The organism is Mammaliicoccus sp. P-M58 (genome assembly GCF_022386165.1).
In the GTDB taxonomy this organism is placed as follows: domain Bacteria; phylum Bacillota; class Bacilli; order Staphylococcales; family Staphylococcaceae; genus Mammaliicoccus; species Mammaliicoccus sciuri.
Genome location: NZ_JAJNJI010000003.1, coordinates 117,536 through 143,639, shown reverse-complemented (window position 1 = coordinate 143,639; position 26,104 = coordinate 117,536). Strand labels below are relative to the sequence as shown.

Annotated in this window: 25 protein-coding genes; 7 read left to right on the top strand and 18 right to left on the bottom strand. The window is 33.3% G+C overall.

Features of this window, described 5'->3' with window-relative positions; genetic code table 11:
• Positions 1-20: 20 nt before the first annotated feature.
• Positions 21-1,355, bottom strand: a complete 1,335-nt coding sequence (locus tag LQ694_RS04385; RefSeq protein ID WP_025906798.1) for an NCS2 family permease — start codon at positions 1,353-1,355, stop codon at positions 21-23.
• A 225-nt stretch (positions 1,356-1,580) separates the two neighbouring features.
• Complete coding sequence (locus LQ694_RS04380; RefSeq protein WP_058611895.1) at positions 1,581-3,716, bottom strand: DNA topoisomerase III; 2,136 nt, start codon at positions 3,714-3,716, stop codon at positions 1,581-1,583.
• Positions 3,717-3,858: 142 nt separating this feature from the next.
• Between LQ694_RS04380 and LQ694_RS04375 the strand changes: the two genes are divergently transcribed.
• The 3 genes from LQ694_RS04375 (at position 3,859) to LQ694_RS04365 (ending at position 6,568) form a co-directional block, all read left to right on the top strand.
• Complete coding sequence (locus LQ694_RS04375) at positions 3,859-4,731, top strand: GNAT family N-acetyltransferase (RefSeq protein ID WP_218697224.1); 873 nt, start codon at positions 3,859-3,861, stop codon at positions 4,729-4,731.
• A gap of 163 nt (positions 4,732-4,894) precedes the next feature.
• Entirely contained in the window at positions 4,895-5,752 is an 858-nt protein-coding gene (locus tag LQ694_RS04370; protein WP_048541076.1) for a GRP family sugar transporter, read from the top strand.
• A gap of 30 nt (positions 5,753-5,782) precedes the next feature.
• Positions 5,783-6,568, top strand: a complete 786-nt coding sequence (locus LQ694_RS04365; RefSeq protein ID WP_218697222.1) for a glucose 1-dehydrogenase — start codon at positions 5,783-5,785, stop codon at positions 6,566-6,568.
• 53 nt (positions 6,569-6,621) lie between these two features.
• Here the strand turns inward: LQ694_RS04365 and LQ694_RS04360 are convergent, their stop codons facing one another.
• Both LQ694_RS04360 and ybaK read right to left on the bottom strand, forming a co-directional pair.
• A complete protein-coding gene (locus LQ694_RS04360; protein ID WP_037589023.1) occupies positions 6,622-7,533 on the bottom strand; it encodes an AEC family transporter in 912 nt (303 codons plus the stop codon).
• 104 nt (positions 7,534-7,637) lie between these two features.
• The gene (gene ybaK, locus LQ694_RS04355; RefSeq protein WP_179296657.1) at positions 7,638-8,120 is read right to left on the bottom strand and encodes a Cys-tRNA(Pro) deacylase; all 483 of its coding nucleotides are present in this window, start codon (positions 8,118-8,120) and stop codon (positions 7,638-7,640) included.
• A gap of 45 nt (positions 8,121-8,165) precedes the next feature.
• On the opposite strand from ybaK, the gene LQ694_RS04350 reads away from it, so the two are divergent.
• Together LQ694_RS04350 and mspA are read left to right on the top strand one after the other, a co-directional pair.
• The gene (locus LQ694_RS04350) at positions 8,166-8,333 is read left to right on the top strand and encodes an SE1832 family protein (protein ID WP_049320027.1); all 168 of its coding nucleotides are present in this window, start codon (positions 8,166-8,168) and stop codon (positions 8,331-8,333) included.
• Between the two features lie 15 nt (positions 8,334-8,348).
• Complete coding sequence (gene mspA, locus LQ694_RS04345; protein WP_058611893.1) at positions 8,349-8,669, top strand: membrane stabilizing protein MspA; 321 nt, start codon at positions 8,349-8,351, stop codon at positions 8,667-8,669.
• A 69-nt stretch (positions 8,670-8,738) separates the two neighbouring features.
• On the opposite strand, the gene LQ694_RS04340 is transcribed toward mspA, so the two are convergent.
• The 5 genes from LQ694_RS04340 to LQ694_RS04320 form a co-directional block, all read right to left on the bottom strand.
• The gene (locus tag LQ694_RS04340; protein WP_070369152.1) at positions 8,739-9,899 is read right to left on the bottom strand and encodes an aminotransferase class I/II-fold pyridoxal phosphate-dependent enzyme; all 1,161 of its coding nucleotides are present in this window, start codon (positions 9,897-9,899) and stop codon (positions 8,739-8,741) included.
• Between the two features lie 394 nt (positions 9,900-10,293).
• Positions 10,294-13,458, bottom strand: a complete 3,165-nt coding sequence (locus LQ694_RS04335; protein WP_282579071.1) for an efflux RND transporter permease subunit — start codon at positions 13,456-13,458, stop codon at positions 10,294-10,296.
• A 125-nt stretch (positions 13,459-13,583) separates the two neighbouring features.
• Entirely contained in the window at positions 13,584-14,834 is a 1,251-nt protein-coding gene (locus LQ694_RS04330; RefSeq protein WP_179296658.1) for a lipid II:glycine glycyltransferase FemX, read from the bottom strand.
• Between the two features lie 366 nt (positions 14,835-15,200).
• Positions 15,201-15,968, bottom strand: a complete 768-nt coding sequence (locus LQ694_RS04325) for a VOC family protein (protein ID WP_218697220.1) — start codon at positions 15,966-15,968, stop codon at positions 15,201-15,203.
• A 17-nt stretch (positions 15,969-15,985) separates the two neighbouring features.
• On the bottom strand, positions 15,986-17,188 hold the full coding sequence (locus tag LQ694_RS04320) for a putative multidrug effflux MFS transporter TcaB (RefSeq protein WP_058611889.1): 1,203 nt from the start codon (positions 17,186-17,188) through the stop codon (positions 15,986-15,988).
• A 149-nt stretch (positions 17,189-17,337) separates the two neighbouring features.
• Between LQ694_RS04320 and LQ694_RS04315 the strand changes: the two genes are divergently transcribed.
• Positions 17,338-18,378 (top strand): SDR family oxidoreductase, encoded by a 1,041-nt coding sequence (locus tag LQ694_RS04315; RefSeq protein ID WP_096791990.1) that lies wholly within the window; start codon positions 17,338-17,340, stop codon positions 18,376-18,378.
• A gap of 141 nt (positions 18,379-18,519) precedes the next feature.
• Here the strand turns inward: LQ694_RS04315 and moaA are convergent, their stop codons facing one another.
• The 6 genes from moaA to LQ694_RS04285 are packed head-to-tail and all read right to left on the bottom strand — an operon-like array spanning position 18,520 to position 22,574.
• Entirely contained in the window at positions 18,520-19,542 is a 1,023-nt protein-coding gene (gene moaA / locus LQ694_RS04310; RefSeq protein WP_058611887.1) for a GTP 3',8-cyclase MoaA, read from the bottom strand.
• A gap of 28 nt (positions 19,543-19,570) precedes the next feature.
• Positions 19,571-20,161: a molybdenum cofactor guanylyltransferase MobA gene (gene mobA / locus LQ694_RS04305; protein WP_058611886.1), complete on the bottom strand. Its 591-nt coding sequence runs from the start codon at positions 20,159-20,161 to the stop codon at positions 19,571-19,573.
• Between the two features lie 7 nt (positions 20,162-20,168).
• Complete coding sequence (moaD, locus tag LQ694_RS04300) at positions 20,169-20,402, bottom strand: molybdopterin converting factor subunit 1 (protein WP_058611885.1); 234 nt, start codon at positions 20,400-20,402, stop codon at positions 20,169-20,171.
• Positions 20,402-20,851 (bottom strand): molybdenum cofactor biosynthesis protein MoaE, encoded by a 450-nt coding sequence (locus LQ694_RS04295; RefSeq protein WP_065381728.1) that lies wholly within the window; start codon positions 20,849-20,851, stop codon positions 20,402-20,404. The genes moaD and LQ694_RS04295 overlap by 1 nt, the downstream gene beginning before the upstream one ends.
• Positions 20,852-20,859: 8 nt before the next feature.
• Positions 20,860-21,318 carry a molybdopterin-guanine dinucleotide biosynthesis protein B gene (gene mobB, locus LQ694_RS04290; RefSeq protein WP_218697218.1) on the bottom strand — a complete coding sequence of 153 codons (459 nt, stop codon included), beginning with the start codon at positions 21,316-21,318 and terminating at the stop codon, positions 20,860-20,862.
• Positions 21,315-22,574 carry a molybdopterin molybdotransferase MoeA gene (locus LQ694_RS04285; protein WP_218697216.1) on the bottom strand — a complete coding sequence of 420 codons (1,260 nt, stop codon included), beginning with the start codon at positions 22,572-22,574 and terminating at the stop codon, positions 21,315-21,317. The genes mobB and LQ694_RS04285 overlap by 4 nt, the downstream gene beginning before the upstream one ends.
• 67 nt (positions 22,575-22,641) lie before the next feature.
• Between LQ694_RS04285 and moaC the strand changes: the two genes are divergently transcribed.
• Entirely contained in the window at positions 22,642-23,121 is a 480-nt protein-coding gene (gene moaC / locus LQ694_RS04280) for a cyclic pyranopterin monophosphate synthase MoaC (RefSeq protein ID WP_048541103.1), read from the top strand.
• Here the strand turns inward: moaC and LQ694_RS04275 are convergent, their stop codons facing one another.
• The 3 genes from LQ694_RS04275 to LQ694_RS04265 all read right to left on the bottom strand — a co-directional run bounded on the left by LQ694_RS04275 (position 23,122) and on the right by LQ694_RS04265 (position 26,024).
• Positions 23,122-23,622, bottom strand: a complete 501-nt coding sequence (locus tag LQ694_RS04275; protein ID WP_058611882.1) for a MogA/MoaB family molybdenum cofactor biosynthesis protein — start codon at positions 23,620-23,622, stop codon at positions 23,122-23,124.
• A gap of 11 nt (positions 23,623-23,633) precedes the next feature.
• A complete protein-coding gene (locus LQ694_RS04270) occupies positions 23,634-24,635 on the bottom strand; it encodes a ThiF family adenylyltransferase (protein ID WP_218697214.1) in 1,002 nt (333 codons plus the stop codon).
• Between the two features lie 228 nt (positions 24,636-24,863).
• Complete coding sequence (locus LQ694_RS04265) at positions 24,864-26,024, bottom strand: nitrate/nitrite transporter (RefSeq protein ID WP_231493099.1); 1,161 nt, start codon at positions 26,022-26,024, stop codon at positions 24,864-24,866.
• Positions 26,025-26,104 lie beyond the last annotated feature (80 nt).

Genomic DNA, 26,104 nt, shown 5'->3' with positions numbered 1-26,104 from the left:
GAAATCTCGTGGATTTTTTATTATGCATGTACAAATACAAAGTAAGCGACAAAGACGAAGAATAAACCGTACATAATTGGGTGAATTTCTTTATGTCTTTTTGCTACGATCATTGTAATTGGGTAGAATATAAATCCACACGCGATACCTGTTGCAATTGAATATGTTAAAGGCATCATAATCATTGTTAAGAAAGCTGGTACTGCTATCTCAAATTTTTGCCAATCAATTTTACCTAAGTTACTAACCATCAACACTCCTACTATAACAAGCGCTGGTGCTGTAACCGCACTTGTAACAACTGCCATTAATGGAGAGAATAATAATGCTGCTAAGAAACAAATACCTGTTACAACGCTTGCGAACCCTGTACGTGCACCAACTGCAACACCTGCACTAGATTCTATATAACTTGTTGTAGTTGAAGTACCAAATATTGCACCTACAATCGTTGCTAATGAATCAGAGAATAATGCTTTACCTGCTCTAGGTAATTTATTATCTTTCATTAATCCAGCTTGGTTTGCAACCGCAACTAACGTTCCTGCAGTATCAAAGAAATCTATAAATAAGAAAGTTAAAACGACAATTAAGAATTGTACATTAAATATAGTAGATAAATCACCAAACGCTTCGAATGCTGCACCAAATGTTGGTGACACACTTGGTACTTTCCCTACTATACTATCTGGCATTGCAATTAAACCTGTAATTAATCCTGCAATAGCTGTTAAGACCATTCCGATGAAAATTGCTCCTGGTAATTTTTTAGCCATTAATATAATAGTAATGATTATACCGAATACTGCTAATAGTACCTCTGGATTATGCATTGTTCCAAGTGTAACTAAAGTTGAATCTTCTTTTTTAACAATACCTGCTCCTTGTAAACCTACAAAGGTAATAAACAACCCTATACCGGCAGACACAGCCATCTTTAATTCAAATGGTATTGCATTGATAATAACCTCTCGTAAACCACTCATCGTTAATATCGCAAATATAACACCAGAGAATAACACGCCTGTTAAACCAGTTTGCCATGGAATACCCATTGTTAGTACAACTGTAAACGCGAAAAACGCATTTAATCCCATACCTGGTGCTAAAGCTATCGGGTATTTCGCAATGATACCCATAAATAAACAACCAACTAGTGCTGCTAAAGCTGTAGCAACAAACACAGAACCTTGGTCCATTCTCATTGAATCAGGTACATTTTCAACACTTGCCAAACTCAACATAGATGGGTTAACTGCTAATATGTATGCCATAGATAAGAATGTCGTTAAACCACCAAGAATTTCTCTTTTATAATTTGTCCCCAATTCATCAAACTTAAAGTAACGTTTCATCATAAGACTCCTTTATTAATTTCAACACTGTACATTGTATTACTGGGAACACTAAAAATCAATACTTTTTACGAACATTTATATAATTTAATTTATTTATGTTCGTGTTGCAGTTCAGTTTTTACGCTTTATAATCCGTGACAGTACGCCTCTAGCCAACTCAATTAAATATATAAACAAAAAACTGAGACATCACATGATGTCCCAGCCTTTATTCAGATTAAGTTAGAACTTCAACCCTTTTAAAGCGTCTTTAAATGGATTGTTTTCTACTTCTTCAGTTTGCATATATTTCTTCATTTCTTTTTTGCCTATTTTACCTGATTTTCTATTTTTAAGTCTTTCGTCCATATGCTCTTGTGTTTCTGTATGACCACATACACATCTATAAGTCGCTTTTTTTCCTGTACCATAAAGTGTAAGTTTTTTCTTACAGTTTGGACATCTGGCATTCGTTTGTCTTTGTTGATTCTTTTTAGTCTTACATGTTGGATCTTGACACACAAGCATTTGACCATTTTTCGTTTTAACTTTAAGCATAAATTTTCCACAAGTTGGACACTCAGTCGTTGTGATATTATCATGCTTGAATTTGTCATCACTTTCTTTAATATCTGTGATGATTTCTCTCGTGAAGTTTCTCATTTCATCCATGAATTTATTTTTAGAATAATTTCCCTTTTCGATTTGAGTTAACTTCATTTCCCAATCTGCTGTTAATTCTGGTGATGTCAGTTGTTCAGGTGCTAAGTTTAATAATTGTTTACCTTTTGGCGTAATCTTAATTTTACCTTGTACCGATTCTATAACATTAGAACTATATAACTTCTCAATGATATCTGCTCTAGTTGCAACTGTTCCGATACCACCTGTTTCATTTAAAGTTTGAGCCAATTTCTTATCTTTAAGTTTAAAGAAATGATGTGGTGATTCCATCGCTTTAAGTAAAGTTCCTTCATTGAAGTATGCAGGTGGTTCTGTATTTTTACTAACGACATTCACTTTTTGTATATTCACGTGCTGTTGTTCTTCAAAAGGTAAAACTTTTACATGCGTCTTTTCTTCATATAATTCCTTAAAGCCTAATTCAACTGCTACTTCTTGTGTCAGTTTAAAAGTTTCTCCTTCACATGTTAATGTCACAGTTGTTTCTTCATATTGATATGGTGGTAATAATACTTCTAAAAATCTCTCAGCTACAAGCATATATATTTTTTGTTCTCTAGGAGATAACTGATCAAAGTTAGGTCTCACTTCTGTTGGTACAATCGCATGATGGTCTGATACTTTTTTATTATCAACAAAATGTTTACCCGCTTTAATTGGTTTCTTAAGCAATGGTATAGCATGAGATTTAAGTGGCGTAGCACTTAATGATGATACTCGTTCTTTCATAGATGAAACCATATCATCTGTTAAGTAGTTAGAATCTGTTCTAGGATAAGTCAGTACTTTATGCTGTTCGTACAATGCTTGCATTGTATTCAACGTTTCTTTCGCACTCATTTTATATCGTTGATATGCTGTTTGTTGCAAACTTGTAAGATCGTATAACTTTTGAGGGTACTTTGTTTTTTTCTTCTTCGAAATATTTTGGATAATACCCTTTTTATTTTGAACTTTTTGTTTAACTTGTTCTATTAAATCAGAATCAAATGTTTTATCCCCACTATTACTCAACCATTTAAATTTATATCCTTCAACTTCAATATTCATTTGATAATACTTTTCAGGTTTAAATGATTGAATTTCTTGTTGTCTCATTTGTACAAGATTTAAAGTTGGTGTTTGAACACGACCACAAGATAATTGCGCGTCATATTTCGTTGTTAAAGCTCTAGTCGCATTTATACCGACAATCCAATCCGCTTCACTTCTACATAATGCTGCTTGATATAGATTGTTATATGCTTCACCGGGTTTTAAATTTTGAAAACCAACTTTAATTGCTTTTTCAGTAACCGAACTGATCCATAGTCGTTTAATTTGCTTTTTGACTTTTGCTTTTTCAATAATTAATCTTGCAACAAGTTCTCCTTCCCTACCAGCATCTGTCGCAATAATAATTGAATTCACATCGTCTCGCTTCATCAAATGTTGAACTGTGTTAAATTGGCTTCTTGTTTTCTTAATTACAACATGTTTCATATAATCAGGAATAATTGGTAAAACATTTAAATTCCATTCTTTAAATTTTTTGTCGTATTCTTCAGGCGTAGCATTCGTTACAAGATGTCCTAATGCCCAAGTAACGATATAATTTTTATTTTCAAAGTAACCTTTTTTCTGATCATGAATACCTAATGCTTTAGCGATGTCACGACCTACTGAAGGTTTTTCTGCAAGAACTAATGCTTTCATTTCTTTTCACCCATTCTTTTTTACATTCGTACTATTATAACATGAATAAAAAGTGTTCTAAAGGCATGAAAAACTTTTATAAATTTTCGATTAATCGTATAATGGAATAAAATAATCGTTGAATATTAAAGGAGTGACTATCATGCAAATACTGCCTCTTAAAGAAATCGATCCGATTGCTTCTTATTTACACGAAAAAAACAAGCAAGAAACAAACTACGTGGCACATATACCTCAGTCAATAGAAGATATAAAGAATGACTTAAGCCATAAATTTGATGAGAATACCTTCTACTATATAGAAGATCATGACACAATTATCGGGATATTAGGATTTGAAAGCGTAGATGATGAAACTGCAAATGTATGGGGACCAATCGTTAATGATACAAGTGAAGAAACGTTAAGCGCGTTAAAAGAAATATGGGAAACACTTTTAAACGATCATCCATACATTAAATATTGTCACATTTCACTACATAAAGATCACATTTTAAATAACAGTAAACTGAAGAGACTACATGCGGGATATGTAGAAACGCAATATACGTTAGAAATTCAACAACCACCTTTACCAATTGATAAGCAACACCAAATGACGTCATACAGCAAACCATATTACTATGCATTTAATAAATTACATTCCAATAGTTTCAAACATAGTGATATCAGTGCTGACGATATAATAGACTCACTAGATGATAATCATGCGCTTTATTTATATATAGCTGAAGGGCTCGTTAAAGGCTACATATATCTATCCATAGATATACCTGAGAAATTAGCCACAATTCCTAATTTAGCTTCTCACCATGATTACAGAAAACAAGGCATCGCGTTTCAAATGATTCATTTCGCGACGACAGAAGCATTTAATCATCAAGATGTCGAAACAGTTCGTATCTATGTAGATAGTAAAAAACATGAACAAATTCAATTATTATATGAAAAAGTCGGTTTCCACATCGTCAATGAAACACATCATTTCAAATATGTTAGACCATACGATGTTTAACATTTAAACTAAGACCCACGAATGCTTAATGAATATTCATGGGTCTATTTTTAATAGTAAAATTACATTGTGAGCTATATGTTTTACATTAAAAAAGTTTCGGGCGTATAATACTTGGGTAGTTCAAATAATACAAATAATATAGAGAAAGCGAGTCTTGTGTATGGAATACCTTATAGCGCTATTACCAGCATTGTTCTGGGGAAGCGTCGTATTAATCAATGTTAAAGTTGGTGGAGGTCCTTATAACCAAATCTTAGGTACAACAATCGGGGCTTTCATCATCGGTTTATGTTTATTCTTCTTTGGTGATGTACACTTTACATTCACTACAGTTATTATCGGTATGATTTCTGGTGCTTTTTGGGCACTTGGACAAGGATTTCAACTTAGAAGTGTAGACTTAATTGGGGTTTCAATTACGATGCCTATATCTACAGGCTTACAATTACTTGGAACAACATTATTCAGTGCTGCATTTTTAGGAGAATGGTCAACAGGTACGCAAGTTGCACTTGGCCTATCAGGTTTAGTGTTACTAATTATCGGTGTTATATTTACATCTGTTCAGAAAAAAGGTTCTGGCAATAGCGGAAATACTAAAAAGCTTGGTAAAGCTATTCCAATATTACTCATCTCTACAGTCGGTTATGTCGTATACGTTGTAATCGGCCAAGTATTCGGTGTTGAAGGTTGGGATGCGCTATTTCCACAATCTATAGGTATGGTAATTGGTGGTATCATTTTATCATTCAAACATAAACCTACAGTTAAACATACGTCACTCAACTTATTGCCAGGGATTGTATGGGCATTAGGTAATATGTTCTTATTCATTTCACAACCAAAAGTCGGTGTCGGAACGAGCTTTTCATTTTCACAAATGTTAGTAATCGTATCTACTCTAGGTGGTATTTACCTATTAGGTGAACAAAAAACAAAACGTCAAATGACATTTATTTGGATAGGTATCGTGTTAATCATTATTGCCGCATTTATTATTGGTGCAGCTAAAGGGTAAACTCAATATATAAAAATAGGAGTGTTTAATATGTATGAAGATTTAAAAGATAAAGTTGTGATTGTCACTGGAGGTAACAGTGGTATTGGTAAAGCAACTGCTGAACGATTTGGTAAAGAAGGATCAAAAGTTGTCATTGGATATTTAGATCACGTTGAAGAAGCTGAAAAAATCGTTCAATCTATTAAAAATTCTGGTGCTGACGCGGTTGCTATTAAAGCAGACGTTTCAGTAGAAGCAGATATCAAAAACTTGATTCAACAAACACATGAAACATTTGGTCGTATAGATGTGTTGATCAATAATGCTGGTTTCGAAAAACCAATTCCATCTCATGAAATGAGTTTAGAAGAATGGTCTAAAGTTATCGATATCAACTTAACAGGTGCTTTTATTGGTAGTAGAGAAGTCATTAATTACTACTTAGAGCATGATATTAAAGGTCAAATCATCAATACTGCAAGTGTGCACGATGTTATTCCTTGGCCAAACTACGTCAATTACGCAGCAAGTAAAGGCGGCTTAAAATTGATGATGGAAACTTTATCTATGGAATACGGTAAAAATGGTATAAGAATTAATAATGTTTCTCCAGGGGCTATTGTTACAGAACATACTCGCGAAAAATTCTCTGACCCTGCAACACGTGAAGAAACATTAGAAATGATTCCATTACATGAAATTGGTGAAGCGGATCAAGTTGCAAATATTAATGCATTCCTAGCTTCAGCACAAGCAAGTTACATTCACGGTACAACAATATATGTTGATGGCGGAATGACAAACTACCCTGCATTCATGGGCGGTAAAGGTTAATATATAACAAAAAGCGTTTGGATGCGAAATCCAAACGCTTTTTTAATGTTTAATTAAACAAAGAAAAATTGATATACATATAATATGACGATTGATATGACAATACTTAAATTAGTAGCCATGCCGACTATAGGTAAGGTCTTATATTTAAATGTAATAGCATAAGACAATACTGAAACACCTATAGGTAATAACCAACCAATAAGTAACGTCGTTTTGATCATTGGATCATCAACAGGTAAGAAGAAATGAACAATTAAGCCCATTAATAAACCAAAGCCATAATGAAATGCTAAGTATTTAACAACAATTGGTAAGTATGCTTTTTCAATTTTAAAATTCAAGAATAAACCTAATAAGATCATGGATAATGGCATATTGGCATTTGCAATAATTTCAAAGAAATCTATCGCTTTATCAGGTACTTTAATGCTCATTATATTTAAGATAAACATAATCATATATGTCATAAGTGGTACGGTCTTTAATAAATTTAAACCCATTCGTTTAAAGTCAAACTGATCGCCACCATCATTGAAGTAACTACCAACAAAATAAGTTACACCAAACATAATGATAGCTGTACCAATGTCTAACATACCAAAGTATAATAAACCATTTTTAGGCCAAATTTGTGCGACTAATGGATATGCAAACAGTCCAATATTAACTGAAGCGGCCATCATACCAACAGTACCTCTTATTTGATTATTATATTTTTTCTTGAATAACCATATGATTAGTAGCTTTGCTATAATGCCGTATAATAGCATTAATATAGGTAGCCATCCTAAAGATAAATCTAAATCAGATCCATTTAAATTTACAATCACTAATGAAGGCAAAGTAACATTTAGTACAAGTGTTGCAAGTACATTACCATCAGAAGCTTTAAAGAATTTAAGCTTCTTTAGAACGTATCCTAAAGCAATTAATAAAATAATCATTATAAATTTTTCTGTCACTTTATCACTTCTCTCATTAAACTCACATTTATCTATATTAACAACAGTTTAACTTCTATGCACACTTTTTGTTTGAAATATTAATAAATTATACTAAAATTAGTTTAGTTATATTTAATAATATCATCAAATCTTACATCAATGACTTTGGCTAAATCTGCTGGATCAAGTTCAATTTGATAACCACGTTTACCTGCACTTACGATAAACGTAGTTAATGAATCTGCATTGATATCAATTACAGTTTGATATGTTTTTTTCATACCAATTGGAGAACAACCACCTCTGACATACCCTGTAACTTTGGTGAGTTGATCAAGTGGTAAGAGTTCTAATTTTTTCTGACCAACAGCTTTACTAGCTTTTTTCATATCAAGATGTTCAACGACTGGAATAACAAAGACGAAATATTCACGATTCCCATTTGTTAATACAAGCGTCTTATACACTTGATGTTCTGGTTTCTGAATTAATTGCGCAACTTCATGACCATCTAAATGATCTTTTCCTATTTTAAATTCATGAGTATGATAAAATATATTATATTGATCTAAGATGCGCATAGCATTGGTTTTTACTTTTTTCAATTTATCACCTACTTCATAGCTATTTTATAAAAAGGAGTGTTTAAAATGGATTTAAACCAACAACTTTCTGAACTTAAATATGATTACATACGTATACAAAATGACCTAGAAAAGAGAGAATCTACTGGTCAAGCAACCGACTTACTTGAAAAACAACTTGTCAAAATCGAAGAAGAAATCAGTAAAGTTCGCGCTCAACTTGATCAAGATTAACGAAAGGAAATGACTATGTTAATTCTCATACTTTTATTATTTACCATTATTTATCTTATTATTAGTTACTTAAGTATATACCAACTACATACGATGCTTACGCAAGCTTTAAGATTTATAATGGGGCTTATGCTTATTGTCTTTTTAGGCAGTATTGTATTTAGTTTTGCAATGCAAACTTGGTGGATATTAGCTGTATTGGTTTGTCTCGTTATCAATGTTGAAATCACAGCATTTAAATATCGTATTAAAGACCAAAAAGCGATTCAACTACTCAATTATATGTCGATCTTTATATTAATCATATTTGCGATTTTATTATTTATAGTGTTTTAATTCCCTAAAGCATATCATCAAAATCTCATTTATGTGAAAAAGCTGAGAATAATTATTTCTCAGCTCTTTTTATTTGTATAAGTGAGCTAGACCTTGTAACCTCTTAGCACCTTCCAATAGTTCATCATCACTTAACGCTAATGAGATTCTAACGTAATTTTGACCATTATCGCCAAACGGTATACCTGGTGCCACTAAAATAGACACCTCTTGTAATAAATATTCTACAAATGCTTCTCCATCATATTCTGGAGGTGTTTGTAACCAAAGGAATATACCACCTTTCATTGGCTCAAATGGTATACCTACTTCTCTCAATGACGCTTCAAATTGATCTCTTCTCGTCTTAAATATTTCATTTTGTTTAATAAGAAAATCATCGCATTCATTTAATGCGACAGTACTCGCATCTTGTAATGCACCAAACATACCGGCATGTGTGTGCGTTTGATATTTCTTTAAAGCGGCAATCATTTCTTTGTTACCGACTGCAAAGCCTACCCTGTATCCAGACATGTTATACCCTTTCGATAAGGAAAATATTTCTACAGCTGTTTCTTTAGCACCTTCCGATTGGAGAATACTTGGATTCTTCTGATCAAATCCAAAAGCACTGTATGCAAAGTCATGTATAATATTTGTTTTCGTATCTTTAAATTTAGCAATCGTTTCATCAAAAAATTCAGTATTTGCAACAGATCCAGTTGGATTATTTGGATAAGTTAAGTAAATTAATTTTGTCTTATCTAAGATTTCAGGTTCTATCTCATCCCACTGTGGTAAGTATTGATGTTCAGGCGCTAATTCTAAAGAATATGGCTTAGCACGAGCAAGTAGAACACCTGCTAAATAATCTGTATAGCCTGGATTCGGTAATAACACATAGTCTTTAGGTTCTACGACACAAATCGGTAAACCTACCAAACCATTTTTTGTACCATATAAAATACAAACTTCCTCTTCTTTATCTAAATCCACATCATATTGTCTCTTATAAAAATCTACAATCGCTTGTTTAAATGTGTCTTTACCATGAAAAGCACCATATTTCTGGTTTTCTGGCTTTTGTACGGCATTTATAAATTCATCTACAATAACTTTTGGCGTCTCACCATCTGGGACACCAACCGCCATATTAATTAACGGTAACGGACCATGTTCAACCTTACGACCCATTGTCTTTCCAAAGTAACTGTCTGGTATCTCTGATAATAGTTTTGATATTGGCACAATAACGACTCCTCGAAATAAAATTCTTCAGACTATTTTTTTGTATATGAATATATTTTATCAAAGTATGAAACACGAACAAGTATTTTCTTATTAAATTACTAAGAAATAAATCATAATAGGTGTTATGAATGGTTATGCTGGATGCTTTTGTTAGTATGGATATGGTCGGCCTTAGTTACACTTCTCTCGACTTTTGTTACTAACGGCCTCCTTAGTTACATTTCCTTCGACTTTTGTTACTATAGGTGCCCTTAGTTACAATTCTCACGACTTTTGTCACTATGACCGCCCTTAGTCACAATTCCCACGACTTTTGTTACTAACAACACCAATATATATATAACATACAAAAAACCCCTCCTTGTCTCACTGACATGGAGGGGTTAATCATCTATTCTATACTTTCTTTTGGTCTTTTAAATATTGCTCGTTTAAATTTCATAATGATTTCATATGAAATTGGCACAACTAATAGTGTTAATATCGTTGAAGAAATTAATCCTCCTATTACTGTAATTGCTAATGCTTTAGAAATAAGGACAGAACTTCCGCCACCAAATAATAGTGGTACTAATGCCCCGATTGTCGCAATAGCTGTCATTAAGATAGGTCTTAAACGCGTGCCTGCTGCTTCTATTAATGCTTCTCTTGTAGACATGCCCGCTTCTTCCATATTAATCACTCTATCTATTAATACAATCGCATTCGTTACAACAATACCAATCAACATTAACATACCTATCATGCTTGGTACGGATATCGTTTCTTGTGTAAGTAACAGTCCTGCGATTACACCAATAATAGATACTGGTAATGAGAATAATATTGCAAATGGTGCTAATCCACCTTTGAATGTTAATACGATTACTAAATATACGATTAGAATTGCTGCACCCATCGCAAGCAACAGCTGTTCTATTGCTTCGTTGATGTCATCGTTTGTACCGCCAACATTTAATTCAACATCTGTTGGTGTATCAATTTTAGAAACTTTTTGATTAACATCTGTTGTCACTTTAGCAACATCGTCTGCAGTGATTTTCGCATCTACAGAAACAGATATTTTGTCATTTTCTCTTGTGATTGTATCTGGTGAAGTTGTTTTCTTCAATGTCGCAATATCACTTAGTTTCACATCTTTACCTAATGGAGATGTAATCTTAGTATCTTCTAATTTCTTCTCTGACCAATCTGTTTCTTCTTTCTTAGTCAGTTTGACATCGATAGATTTACCATCATCATTCAATTTAGTAACAACTTTTTCTTGTGTAGTTTGATTAAGCGTCATAGCAATTTGACCTGCTGAAAGTCCTAATTTGCTCGCTTTATTTTGATCGACTTTCACATCATATTGCTCATAAGATTTAGAAAGGTTCGAACTTACGTTTTCTACACCTTTAACTTTCTTCATTTCTTTCTCTACGTCTTTAACTGTACCTTCTATTGCTTCAGTTGATGGACCTGATACTTTTACAGATACCTCGTTCGCTGTACCGCCAGTAGAGAAATCTTGTTGTTTCCATTCACCTTTATGGTTGAATTTACCGATATGATCCATAACTTCTTTACCGACATTATCCCAGTTAGGTGTATCTTTATCGTATTTAACCATTAAAGCCATGTCATTTTTGGCAGATGGATTGAATGGATTTTCGCCACCTACACTATATTGAACGAATTCTACGTTTTTATCTTTTGATAAATATTTCTCAGCTTGTTCACCGTTTTTAACAACTTGATCTTCTTTTTCACCTGGTGAAGGTTTATAAGTTAGTGCTAACATCTTATCTTCACCTGTATCGATAAACGATTTACCGATATATGGCGTAAATACAAGTGCAATACTTGCGATAACAAGCACGATACTTAATACAATAACAAGCCATTTATGATTTAAATTCCATTTTAAAATGCCTTTGTATTTATTTGCTAACCAATGTCCTCTTTCTTTCTTAGCTTTCTTAATACCATTTCTAAAGAAGATATGTGAAAGTACTGGCACGATTGTTAATGCTATGAGTAGTGAAGCTAATAAGCTAAATGCTACTGCTAAAGCAAATGGTCTAAACATTTCTCCAATTTGTCCAGTTACAAAAGCTAACGGTAAGAATACGACAATTGTAACAATTGTTGAAGACATGATTGGAATAAACATTTCTTTCGTTGCACTTGTAATCAGTTTACTACCTTTCAGTTCTTCACCTTTATCCGACATGCGTCGATAAATATTCTCTATTACAACAATGGAGTCATCAATAACACGTCCAATTGCGACTGTTAATGCCCCTAAAGTTAAAATATTTAATGAAACATCCATCGCTTTTAAACCGATGAGTGCCATTAATAATGACATCGGAATAGATACCATCGCGATAATAGTTGATTTAATATCTCTTAAGAAGAACATAATGATAATCACTGCAACGATAGAACCGATTAAAGCTTTCTCAACCATTGTCGATACTGAGTCTTTAATTGTTGATGCTGTTTCCATCAATTGTACAGATTCAATGTTGTTATGATCTTTCTTATAAGCTTCAAGTTCTTTGTCTACATTATCAACGACATCTACTAAGTTGGCATCTGTAGATTTCGTAACTTGAAGCGCTAAAGCATCTTTACCATTTGTTTTAGAAATTGAATCTCGTTTCTTCTCTTGTTTAACATCTGCGATATCAGATAATTTTACAGATGGGATACTTTGAGATGCACTACTATCACTTGATTCAGAACCTTGTTGAGCTTGTTGTGCTTGCTGGCCTTGTTGTGATTGACTTGCAGCACTTTGCTCTCCACCACTTGAAGCACCACCTGTCATAGGTATTTCTAAGTCTTTCAGTGCTTTTATTGAAGTGAATCTTCCATCTACGACAATTGATTTCAAATCATCACCAAATGTATATAAACCTAAAGGTGATTCTTTCGTAGCACCGTCGATATATTGAAGTACTTCATCTTCACTCATACCACGTTTCGTTAATTCATTTTGGTCAAATTCTAAATTGACTTCTTCTAATGTTTGACCTGACAATGATACATTTTGTACGCCGTCTACTTTTTCAAGTTTAGGTATTAAATCTGATTGCATTTGCTTTGTGACTTTTTCAAGATCGTCATCTTTATCAGAAATTGAATAACTCACAACTGGGAATGAGTACATAGACATTCTACTCATATCCGGATCTTGAACACCATCAGGTAAATCTAACGCTTCTAGTTTCTTTCTTAATTCAGTTTCAGCTTCATCCATGTCTGTTTGATATGTATATTCTAATGTAATTGCTGAAGCATTTTCTAAAGACTGACTCGTTACATTTTGTACGCCTTCTAGATTTTGAACTTCTTTTTCAACTGGTTCTGTTACGTTTTCTAGAACACTTTCAGGTGTTGCACCTGGATATGGTGTCGTAATTGTAATAACAGGCGTTGTAATATCCGGTAATAACTCTAGTTTCATTTTGAACGCTGAATATATGCCGCCAAGCAAAATAATAATCGTCATAAGCAAAATAGCAAATTTATTATTCAGCGAGAACTTGATCATTTTTTGAACCACTCAATTTCCCCCTAATTTATGATTTGTAAATAATTGTATAATATTTTTACGGTGAAACATACCTTATACATAAAGAAAGCACTAAAATTTTAATAATTTAAATTTTTAGTGCCTTAATCTTATGTCTAGTTTCTTTTGATTTTCTTTTCGATTTTTCTTTTATAAGTGACTATTGCTGGCTTAACTTTCTCGATTGCAGTATAAAGTGGTTTATTTAATACATAATCAAATTCGCCGATTTTCTCACTTAAATAAGTGCCCCAAACTCTCTTGAATGCCCATAATCCATAATGTTCATGGTCTTGGTCTGGGTTATTATCCGTACCACCGAAGTCAAACTTAGTAGCGCCTTTTTCTTTAGCAAAACGCATCATTTCAATAATCATGCGATGATTCGGTAAAAATTCACGATATTCATTTGATGACGCACCATATAAATAATATGATTTCTTACCTGAGAAGATTAAGATACCACCTGATAAATACACGCCATCTGGTTTTTTACTTTTTAATTCTTCCATTTCTTGAATACGTTTTTCAAAGTTACCTAATTTTTCATCAGCATCATTTAACTGATTAACAACTTTTTTAGTTTGTCTTCTATTCGCTAATTTTTCTTTTTCTTCTAATAGTGCATCACGTTCTTTGAATAAGTCTTTTAGAACTGTATCTGGCACTACTTTGACTAAGAATAATTCACAATCCCCATCTGGATGTAAATGATCATAAATATTCTCAAAGTATGAAACATCTCTTGTTAAGAAATTATCTCGCTCGCCTGTTTCTTCCATGATTTTCGCAAAGATTTTTAAGTCATCACGGTTACCGATGACTAATTCAGTGCCTCTTTTTAGAGAGTTTCTCACACGTGAACGGTTTCGTTTATCAAAGCTTTGCATTAAGTCTTCTTCAGGTTGATCGATTTTAGTGATCATCGTCATTCTAGGTTGGATATATTTCTTACTTAATCCATCTTCAAAACCTTTATGTTCAAATCCTAATGAAGTTAAATATTCAAGAACACCTTCAGATTGATCCACTTCTATATCTGGGTCAATTTTAATGGCATAACTGTTCTCATTACGTGCAATTTCTTTAGATAATTCAAAAAGTACTTTAACAGATGTTTCGTCTTTATAATCAACAACAAAACCTCTAGATATGTAACATAATGTATATGGTAGCTTTGGCACTTTCTTAAATAAAAGTTGTGCTACACCTGTTATTTTTTCACCATCGCCCACTGCTATACGACGAGAATACCAACCTGTAAGCTTTTTGGATTCTGCCCACTTTGTAAGTTGCAACATATCACCATTTGGATGTTGCTTTACAAATTCATCATGTTGCTCATGAGTGATATTCATTTTCTTTATCGTCATTTATAAATCTCCTTTTTATCAATTCGTCTTTTAATTATACAATGAAACGTACTATAATTTCACGCAAAAGACCAATATTTGTTATACTTGTCATACAAAACATACAGTTAGGATTGAAATATATGAGACAACTTGTTCTAACGCTTTTTATTATTATAAATATCATACTGATTGCGGTCAGTCTAAATTTTGATAGCACGATTAATTATTTAAGTTATCGAATCATAACTGTTGCCTTCACCTTGCTACTGAGCATCGTCTTTATTCTCGAGAATGCTCGTAAATCTATATTATTTATAGCCATTATAAGCGCCTTGATTGCACTCGTGCATTTAGGTATTATTATTCAAAGTGTCTATCTCAATGTTTATGCGAATTAGTTTTGAATTCGTAACACGCGCCTTTATATAAAATGCGCGTGTCTTTTTTTATATTTGTTGATGAGAGTATTAATGTTGTGTATTTCTCTTCTGCATCCTCTGTAAGTTTAATGACAACATCATCTTCTTTGAAGCCTAACTTAACAAATTCTTCGTTTGTTTCAATCACTTTCAATCCATACCATGATTGCCAATTTTGACTCGATTCTTGAAGATTACCGACTTGAATCGTCACTTCATCAATTGATAAGTTATAATGAAAATTATCTTCTAATGAAGCTTCTCTTTCTTCATCACTTTCGCCCCACTGAATGATGAATGGTAAATTTAACTCTTGCTTATCATCTAAATATAGTAATTGCCATTGTATCGTTGTGCCGTCAGGTTTCGTTCTCGACATTTCAATTGGACCTATAATATCTAAATCAAATTGCTCTAGATGAGTCTTAACGCTATCGATATTTTGTGTTCTAAGACAGATCCTTTTAAATCCTTCTTGTACATGCTCATCTTTAAACGTATTCGCAAAGCTTAATCTACCTTCTTCCGTTTGAGCATACGAACGCGCTAAAGCTGCATCAAAGACATCAATCCACTCTATATAATGTAAATCTATATAACTTAATTGATTGTACGTTCCTAATTGTGTATGTTTACCACCTTGGATGGCTTGAATATATTGATGTGGAAATTCAATTGATTCTATACCGTCTACGTAATGAATAATATGATCAAATTTTAAATTCATGTACATACCTCCTACTTTTAAGCTGCTCTTTTAAACACTTTACTATTAATGAAAAATAAAATAATCAGCAATATTGAAACGATAATAATCGTAAGGACATATGGATATACTTCGTGTTCTCCTTTTATACCCACTAACGGTGAAACGATACCACCGAATAGAAATTGAGATAGTCCTAATAAACTTGCCGCACTTCCAGCGCCACCTTTATTGTTAGCCATCGCAATAGAAAAACCAGTCGTACCAATTGCAGATACTGGACTAACAAGTATGAAGAATCCAATCATTAATATCCAAATGGATAAGCCATTCATTAATGTGATTGAAACGATAATCACACCTATAATTTGAATCATTCCGAATAAACGCATAAGTACATGTTCGTCATAATAGTCGACTAATTTATTAATAATTTGACCTGATAATATTAATCCAAGACCATTAAAAGCAAACATACAACTAAAAGCTAATGGTGAAATATGATAGACAGATTGCGTTATGAATGATGAAGCGGATATGTAACTAAATAACAATGCGTATGTACATCCTTGTATAAATAAAGGCATTAAAAATTTTGGACTTTTGAGTAAATTTTTAAAGTCTGTTAGCACTTCACTGATTCTACCTGATGAACGTTCTGCTTCTGGTAATGATTCTGTTAATTTTAATGAAGATAAACCAAACATAATAAAGCCGAATATCGTTAATAAAATAAAGACCACTTTCCAAGTTGAAAATGATAATATAATACCACCCAATACAGGTGCTAAAATAGGGGCTACACCATTAACAAGCATTAATATCGCTAAGAATTTCGTTAAAGCTTTACCTTTATATAAGTCACTGGAAATTGCCCGGGAAATAACTGCCCCTGCCCCACCAGTAAAACCTTGTACAAAGCGTAATGCCATCATGACGTATATATTAGGTGCAAATACACATAGTATTGAAGCAACTGTATATACAATCAGTGCTACCATGAGTGGTCGCTTACGTCCTATAAAGTCAGATAGTGGACCGACAAATACTTGTCCAACTGCTAAACCAACCATAAAGAGTGTAAGCGTTAATTGCGTGTTTGACGTTGTTGTATCAAAATCACGACTGATTTCTGGTAATGCTGGTAAATACATATCTATTGAAAATGGTCCAAATGCGGTTAATAAACCGAGAATCACGATTAAAAATATTGAAGGCTTAGCCATCTTTTGTTCGTTCATGAAATACGCTCCTTTTATATCTATTACCTAATATTATTGCTTAACAAATTTCAAATAGCAATGTTATATGTGAACACTTATTAAAATACTTTACTTTCAGATAGTCATCATTCAAAATATAGTCAGAAACTTAGAATCGGAGTGGAAACATGAACATTTTTTTAACAGGTGCTACGGGATTTGTAGGTGCAGAGTTAATACAATCACTTGCAAAAGATGCACAAAAGCAATTTTATGTATTATACAGGAGTGAGCAGAAGAAAGATCAATTGCTCAATAAATTAAATCCATCGTATCATTCAAGAATTCACTTTATTAATGGTGACATTACAGAAACATTATGTGGTGTGTCTGAAAATGATATTGAAACGATACCTCAAATAGATAAATTTTATCATTTAGCTGCACTCGTCAAATTTAATTTCGAACTTGCAGATGATCTTTATCAAATCAATTATATCGGCACACAACATGCTTTGGATTTAGCAGAACAAATACATACAAAGCATTTTTTATATGTATCAACAGCCTATACAGTTGGTGAGCAAGAACGTGGTAATGAAGTACTACATTCAATCGATTCACCAACAAACAATCCTTATGAAGCGACTAAAATTAGAGCTGAACATATCGTGATGCAAAGAAAAACAATGGCAACTTCAATCATTCGTCCAGCAATTATAATAGGCGATTCTGTAACAGGAGAAGCTGATTCAAACTTTACACTGTATGGCTTTATGAAAGCATTAAAAGTCTTCAAAAGACGTGTAGAAAAAAAGAAAGATCATGCAATATATAGACTATTTGGAGATGCCAGTCATACGTCGAATTTCGTACCAGTTGATTATGTTGTACAAGTACTCACAGTAGCATGTGATTATGCAGAAAATCATAAAATTTATCACGCAACCAATCAGAATCCACCATCAAATGACTTTATATTTGCGACAATTAAGAAACACCTAGACTTCCATCAATTAGAAGTTGCTCCAATGAGTGAGATAAACACAATAACAGATGAAGAAAGAGTACTGAATAGTTTTATCGATGTATTTGCACCTTACTTCTCTAAATCTATCAAATTTAATGATGAAAATACTGAAGAAATGCTCAAAAAAGCAAACGAACAGACACTCGTACTTTCAAAAGAAACATTGGATATGATTATTGGAAAATATTTTATGAAATAGTAAAACAAGCTAGGACATTTGTAGTGTCCTAGCTTGTTTTAGTTGTATTAGAAGGTGCTATCTTCCATTATTCCGAATTGTGGTAATTAGATGGGCGCTCATTTAGAGACATTTCTCAGAATTCTGTCCCTAACTTCTAATCTAACCACCTATATAGTTCATATTAATTTTATTTTTCTTTCGTCTAGCTACTGTAGCTGCTGTTCGTTCATCTGAGTATCTGTCATCTCTTATATTCCATAAATATTTTAATATGGTTAATAATTCTTCGTCCGTCTTACCGCTTCTTAGCTCTGATTTTATATCATAGCCATTCTTTTCAGCAAATAAGCAACCATAAAATTTACCATCAGATGAAATTCTTGCTCGTGTACATGATGAACAAAACGATGCTGATACACTCGTGATCAAACCAAATTGTGCGCCGTTATCTTTATGGCGATAGTATGTTGCCACTTCTCCAAAATAATTGGCTTCTACTGGTTCTACATCATAGGCTGAAGAAATGATATTTAACATTTCTTTCTTAGTGACGACTTTATCAAAATTCCACCCATTATCATTACCTACATCCATAAATTCTATAAATCTTACGATAATGTTTTTCTCTTTAAAATGCTCAACAAGTGGTAGTATTTCTTGGTCGTTCACCCCTTTTTGGATTACGACATTCACTTTAACTTTTAAACCTATGCTCACTGCATAATCTATTTGATCGAGTATTTGAGAAGCGGATATTTGACGATTATTAATCGATTTAAATAATTCATCATCCATTGCATCTATACTTACATTCACTCTACGTAGTCCTGCATTGTATAAATTCAATCCATGTTTTTTTAACAACATACCATTTGTTGTTAGTCCGATGTCTTCGATACCTTCTATTTTGTTCAAAGCTTCTACAAGCTCATATAGATTTCGTCTTAGAAGCGGCTCTCCGCCTGTAATTCTAATTTTCTTTACACCAAGTGAGCTGTATAACTTAGATAATCTCGTAATTTCTTCAAAACTCAACAATTCTTCTTTAGGTAAGAAGACGTAATCATCTCCAAAAATTTCTTTTGGCATACAGTAATCACAGCGAAAATTACATCGGTCGGTAACGGATATTCTTAAATCTCTAATTGGTCTTCCTAATTTATCTTTGATAGGTTGATGCATCGTAACGCCCCCTCTACCTATACAATCGTTAAGACTCAGCTTTTTCTAAATCTTCAATGTAATTTATGTTTTGGTACCAATTAGTTGAATCATTCACATTTGATACATCTAACCATTGTGAAGGTTTCTTTTCGTATATTTCTTTCATTCTAAAGGCTTCATGGTCTAACGCTTCTTTAATGTCCGCTTCGACACGATGACTATAAAATGCTAACGTCGGCATTTTTTTACCATTTGCTTCGTATCCAGCAATGTCTAGCTGTTCTTCCATTACACGCGAAATAAAAAATTGATATAAATGACTAATCGCTTTTTCGGTAATTTTAGGTGTATCGCAAGCAATCACAAAATAACATTCCGAATCATGTTTTTGCATCACGCTATATATCCCACCTAAAGGACCATTATTTTTGTACTTTGATAAATCTACGACAACATTATGGTGATTGAATGAATCTTTCAATTCTTCATTCGTACTAATCACAACTTTTTCAAATAAATTCGTTTGATTTAAAGTTTGAATGATTTTTTCATAAAAAACTTCTCCATTAATTGTCGCTAACGCTTTTGGTGAACCAAATCTACTGGACTTACCGCCAGCTAGAACTATTGCTATCATTTTCTCTTTACCCTCCACTAACTGGTGGAATCAATGCAACAACATCTTGGTCTGTTATAACACTCGATTCTTGCACAAATTCCTCATTTACAGCAACTTGAAAAGTTTCATCCTTTAACTCTGGATACTTCTCAACTAAATATTGCTTAAAGTTTAACACAGAGTAGTCTTGGTTAAGAGTTATTTGCTCTTCATTTATGTTTATTATTTCTTTTAAATGAGCAAAATACAATACTTTCATTATTCACCCTCCATTTGAATAGAAGAATGGTATTGTTTTTGACTACCTTGCCATTCTTCTCCATCTTCCCATATTTCTTTTTTCCAGATTGGTACGATTTCTTTAATCCTTTCAATTGCATATTCATTCGCCTTATAAGCATCTTGCCTATGCGGTGAAGATACACTGATAACAACAGCTATATCTGATATTTGTAATTCACCAATTCTATGTGCAATTGCAACTATTGTACCTGGCCATTTTTCTTTAATTTCATCACCAATTTGAGCTAATTTCTTCTCTGCCATAGGGATGTATGCCTCATAAGCTAAGTACTCTGTTTTAATGCCTTTTGTCCATTCTCTAACATGTCCTGTAAAGACAACAACTGCACCTTGCTTTTCATTGAGTGTCCAGTTTCTGTATAGCTCAGGATTTATTGGATCATTGACGATTTCAAATTGTTTCACTTCTACACCTACTTTTTCAACCAATTTTCAAACCAAACTTTAAAGTTTTTCTTTTCTTCAAGATTAAACGCATCAAACTGATATACAATATTTTGTAACGTTTGTTCCAAATCTTGAGATTGCTTCGTTAAAAGTACTTTTGGAAAATGATCATGCTTAAATCCTTCAATTAGTAGTACATCAGGCTCAATAGACAAATCTTCATCTATTATTTGCTGCAACGGCTTCTCTTCATACGTTACTCTCTCTATTAAATGTTTACCCAACACGATACTTTCTTTAGCACCGCTATTAATAAACGTTAAACTGTCTACTTCTTTATGATTAAAAGAAATTTCGTCTGCACCATGCCCATGATGTTTAATTGTAGATACTGTTAATTGCTGACTGCGACATTCTTTAATTAATTCATTTATTAATGTTGTTTTACCACTATTTTTATAACCAACTATTTGTAATATCTTCATAGTGTTAATTGACTTTCATATGACTGATGATCCGTTAATAGAACTTTCACATCGTCACCTTTTTGATAACCTCTTGTTCCACTAGGTAAAATAATCATACCATTACTTTTAGCAATTGCTACGACCGCATTTGATTTATTAAACCCTGAAGGTTCAGCATAAACACCTTGTGAAGTGAAGGATAATTTCCCTCTAATAAATCTCGTAAATGGGTTAGCTTTTTTAAAGTCTTCATTCAACTTCGCATCTATAATGACTGGATAAATAGCATTTGCAGACATCATTTTTTGAATGGTTGGCTTTGTAAACAAATAAAATCCTGAGTAACAAGCTGATGGATTGCCTGATAAACCAAACAACACCTTCTCATCTTTGTATGCAACCGTTGTTACGCTACCCGGTCTCATTTGCACTTTATTAAAGAGTACTGTTGCTCCAATTGCATCATACACTTTCGGTAAATAGTCGAAGTCTCCAACTGATACGCCACCAGTTGTAATCACGATATCATGTTCTGACATTGCTTTTTCAACTATATCAATACAACCTTGGAGATTATCTTCTTGAATGTTATATGTAGTAGCTTCGATATCAACTTCTTTGCATAACGATTCAATCATTGGACCATTTGAATTTCTAATCTTGCCTGGTTCTAATGGGTCATTTGGTCCTACTAACTCGCTACCTGTTGCGATGACAGCAACGGTTGGCTTTTTGGATACTTTTACAGTTTCGTAGCCAAATGTTGCCAACGCAGCAATAACACCACTGTTAATACGTTGACCTTTATGTAAGACGTATTCATTTTCTTTACATTCTTCTCCTTGAAAAGCGACATTTTCACCTTCCGTAAATGGTTTACGAATAGTAAATCCTGTTTCTGTTTCCACTGTTTGTTCAAACATTACAACTGCATCTGCACCTTCAGGTATAGGTGCGCCAGTCATAATACGTACCGCTTCTCCGCTATTTAAAGTGACGTTTGAAGCTGTTCCAGCCCCGATATGATCTACAACTTTAAATGATATTCTATTATCTCCTGATGCCCCTTTAGAATCAGCACTTTTAATTGCAAATCCATCATAAGGTGATTTATCAAATCGAGGAATATCGTAAGTTGCATTAATATCTTCAGCAAGTATATAGTTTAAACTTTCATTTATTGATACTGTTTCTGTCTCTAACTGCTTTACTACTTTAATAACATGTTCAATTGCTTCTTTCACTGGTATAGGTGTTCTCATTTCAACTGCCAATTGTCTACACTCCCTATCAATTTATTTAAACTTACATGTTATAATATCTTTAGAAAGGATGATGATTTTGTCTGAATTTACACATTTTAACGAGCAAGGCCATGCAAAAATGGTCGATGTCTCAGATAAAGAAACAAGCACACGTATCGCAATTGCAAACTCAAGTATTAAAGTAAATCAAACAATCTATGATCAAATAAAAAATGCAACAAATAAAAAAGGCGATGTACTTGGCACAGCACAAATTGCAGGCATTATGGCCGCAAAGAATACAAGCCAATTGATACCTATGTGTCACCCTCTTCAATTAACAGGCATCGATATCTCTTACGAATGGGATAAAGATCAACCATACACAATAAACATTTCAGCAACCGTTAAGACGAAAGGTCAAACGGGTGTAGAAATGGAAGCTTTAACTGCTGCAAGTGTTACAGCTTTAACAATATATGATATGTGTAAAGCTGTTGATAAAGGCATGGTTATTGGTGAAACATATTTATCTTATAAGACTGGTGGCAAAAATGGCGACTTCAAACGCCAATAGTTATTTATTAAGCTCATGTACTAAATGATTCAATTCTTTAGTTATGAGCTTTTCCATTGCTAATTTGACTGCACCTGTAGAACCCGGTATTGAAATAATAACTTGATGCCCTACTGTACCTGCAATTGCTCTAGAAAGTATCGCTCTCGTACCTACATCTTCTGTATAACTTAAATATCTAAATATCTCACCGAATCCTTCTATTTCTTTATCTAGTAAAGGCTTAATCGCCTCAATCGTAACATCTCTTTGACTAATACCTGTACCGCCAGTTGTAATAATGGCGTCAACATCATTATTAAGCCACTCATTCACTTGCGTTTGAATTTCAGTGACATCATCTTTAACAATTTGATAATGCCCCTCTCTAATTTCAACATTGAGATCTTTCAAATATTGTTGAACAAGTTGTCCACCTTTATCTGTTTCTTTCGTTCTCGTATCACTTACGGTTAAAACTGCCACATTTATAAGACGATCTATTCTATTAACTACACTCATCGATTTAACTCCTATCCAAACATATTCTCAACAAACTGTCTACCTTCTTCTACAGAATCCAAATCATGAATTAATAACCTACCATTATTAAATGCTACGACACGATGGTCATTGTATAAATACTGAATCATATACGCATTAGAACGATGCAATAATCCATTTTGAGCAACAAACTTTTCAATAGCTGGTCGATTAAGCTTCTCGTTTATATATTGAACAGTATGTCGGCCACATAATTCCGTTAGTTGGTTGTCTGAATTTGATAATTTTGAATAAGTTGGTTCTGCTCCACAGGACTCACAATCGTCTCGTTTCATTTGTTCAAATCCAAATGATTGATGTTCACCGAACCAAACATCACCGTACGTAATTTTAGGCGTAAATGAATAACCAGCCAATATTTTAAGTGCATCTGCAACTTGTAAACTTGCTGCCATTGTTACTGCCGGATTTATCACGCCTACTGTGTCACAAGTTCTATTAATCACTGGCAATTGTGGTAATACACAGTTCAAGCAAGGTGTTTCTTTAGGCACAAAAGCCGCTTGAACATAAGTAGATTCTAAGCATGCGCCATATATCCACGGAATATTCATCTTGTACGCAAAATCATTAATAATTTGTCTCGTATTAAAATTATCTGTCGCATCAATAATAATGTTTGAGTAACGCGCTACTTCATGTAATAACTTTGCATCACATTGCGCAATATAAGATTTTATTGTAATGTCTTCACGAATTTTCTTTAAATGTCTTTCTGCTGCTACAACTTTAGGTAACATTTCTTTAATATCATTCTCTATAAATAATGTTTGTCTTTGTAAGTTTGACGATTCAACATAATCTCGATCAATAATATTGAGTCTCTTTATACCCGACCTAGTCAACTGTTCAGCAACATGAGTACCAAGTGCACCCATGCCTACAATAGTGACACTCGCTTGTTCAATTCTTCCTTGACCTTGTTCTCCAATTTTATCGAATAAAATTTGACGAGAATAACGTTCGTTCATTTATATCAACCTTTCACGAATCTCTTTAACTCTATTATAGAGTTAAACGCTTTTATCCTCAATTAATTGTAAGGCTGAGACAAAACATTGCCTCAGCCTTATTATTATCTTGGCAGTAGATGACTGAATTGAAAATGCGCTTGAATCAAGCTTGTTTCAACTCTAGTCATCCTTGCCGGGGCGGGACTACGAAATCTTTTTATACAAATTAGATTTCTGTCCCGCTCCCTATACATGCTTTCTTTCTATTTTAGTCATATGCATCATTGTAACGAGTGCAATCACACCAAATATAGCGAGCATAAAGAATGCTAAATGATTTGAACCAGTCAAACTCGTTACTAACGTTATAATTAATGGTGGGAAGAATCCGCCGAGTCCACCCATCATAGATACGATTCCGTTTACAACACCCGCTTCTTTTGTGAAGTATGTCGGCACAAGTTTAAATACAAGTCCATTACCAATACCTGCACAAACACTTACCGTCAAACATCCAATCGTAAACAAAATGAGATGATGTGATATTGAAAGTACGATTGCACCTGCTATTAAACCGATAAAGAATACTTTCAATACGTTTAAAGCATTAAATTTATCTCCTAACATACCACCTATTGGTCTAAGTAATGTTGCGATTGCAATAAAGATACCTGTTCTAATACCAGCATCTACTTTATCAATTTCAAAATGACTCACTAAAAAGTTTGGCAAGAACAAACCAAATGCAACAAATGCACCAAACGTAATAAAATACCAGAAACTAAAATAGTAAAGTTTATAGTTATTGATGACTTGTTTCGTTTGTGAAATCATTGGAATTTTGACTTTATGTTCTTCCTTATCTCCAAAGATAAACATTAATACTGCGAAGATAAGTAATACGATTAAATAAAGTTGAACAGTATGTTGCCATCCGATAATGCCTGCTATTGGAGGCGCTAAAAATGATGATACGGCTGTCCCTAAATTACCCATTCCATAAATACCATTCGCAAAACCATGTTTTTCTTTTGGAAAATATTTAGGAATAGATGTAACACCTACTGAAAAGATTGCACCACCAAGACCAATAAAGAATCCTGCAATCATCAATCCTGTAGTTGAATGTGCTTGACTTAAATAAAATACTGGAAACAATAAAATAATAAAACTCGCTAAAAATACCAATCTAGAACCTAACAAGTTCGTATAATAGCCAATCGGTATTCTTAATATTGATCCTAAAATAACGGGGATTGCTAAAATAATAGCTTTCTGACCTTCTTCAACACTTATATCTTGTGTAATATAAGGCATTAAAGGTGCGAGTATACTCCAAACCATAAATCCTGCCATTAAACTAAAGGTTTGGAGTGGTAGTTGAACTTTTCCTAAGTTATTTCTCATGTTTTTCACCCTTCGAAATTAATCTTTATGTATAATCTTTCCAATATTATTGTAGGTTATTTGTGAAAAAGTGCACATAA

What these genes read in the sequence shown, in the direction of transcription:
- LQ694_RS04385 (WP_025906798.1), bottom strand. Translation starts at nt 1,355, where the DNA reads ATGAAACGTTACTTTAAGTTTGATGAATTGGGGACAAATTATAAAAGA.
- LQ694_RS04380 (WP_058611895.1), bottom strand. Translation starts at nt 3,716, where the DNA reads ATGAAAGCATTAGTTCTTGCAGAAAAACCTTCAGTAGGTCGTGACATC.
- LQ694_RS04375 (WP_218697224.1), top strand. Translation starts at nt 3,859, where the DNA reads ATGCAAATACTGCCTCTTAAAGAAATCGATCCGATTGCTTCTTATTTA.
- LQ694_RS04370 (WP_048541076.1), top strand. Translation starts at nt 4,895, where the DNA reads ATGGAATACCTTATAGCGCTATTACCAGCATTGTTCTGGGGAAGCGTC.
- LQ694_RS04365 (WP_218697222.1), top strand. Translation starts at nt 5,783, where the DNA reads ATGTATGAAGATTTAAAAGATAAAGTTGTGATTGTCACTGGAGGTAAC.
- LQ694_RS04350 (WP_049320027.1), top strand. Translation starts at nt 8,166, where the DNA reads ATGGATTTAAACCAACAACTTTCTGAACTTAAATATGATTACATACGT.
- mspA (WP_058611893.1), top strand. Translation starts at nt 8,349, where the DNA reads ATGTTAATTCTCATACTTTTATTATTTACCATTATTTATCTTATTATT.
- LQ694_RS04325 (WP_218697220.1), bottom strand. Translation starts at nt 15,968, where the DNA reads ATGAATTTAAAATTTGATCATATTATTCATTACGTAGACGGTATAGAA.
- LQ694_RS04320 (WP_058611889.1), bottom strand. Translation starts at nt 17,188, where the DNA reads ATGAACGAACAAAAGATGGCTAAGCCTTCAATATTTTTAATCGTGATT.
- LQ694_RS04315 (WP_096791990.1), top strand. Translation starts at nt 17,338, where the DNA reads ATGAACATTTTTTTAACAGGTGCTACGGGATTTGTAGGTGCAGAGTTA.
- moaA (WP_058611887.1), bottom strand. Translation starts at nt 19,542, where the DNA reads ATGCATCAACCTATCAAAGATAAATTAGGAAGACCAATTAGAGATTTA.
- mobA (WP_058611886.1), bottom strand. Translation starts at nt 20,161, where the DNA reads ATGATAGCAATAGTTCTAGCTGGCGGTAAGTCCAGTAGATTTGGTTCA.
- moaD (WP_058611885.1), bottom strand. Translation starts at nt 20,402, where the DNA reads ATGAAAGTATTGTATTTTGCTCATTTAAAAGAAATAATAAACATAAAT.
- mobB (WP_218697218.1), bottom strand. Translation starts at nt 21,318, where the DNA reads ATGAAGATATTACAAATAGTTGGTTATAAAAATAGTGGTAAAACAACA.
- LQ694_RS04275 (WP_058611882.1), bottom strand. Translation starts at nt 23,622, where the DNA reads ATGAGTGTAGTTAATAGAATAGATCGTCTTATAAATGTGGCAGTTTTA.
- LQ694_RS04270 (WP_218697214.1), bottom strand. Translation starts at nt 24,635, where the DNA reads ATGAACGAACGTTATTCTCGTCAAATTTTATTCGATAAAATTGGAGAA.
- LQ694_RS04265 (WP_231493099.1), bottom strand. Translation starts at nt 26,024, where the DNA reads ATGAGAAATAACTTAGGAAAAGTTCAACTACCACTCCAAACCTTTAGT.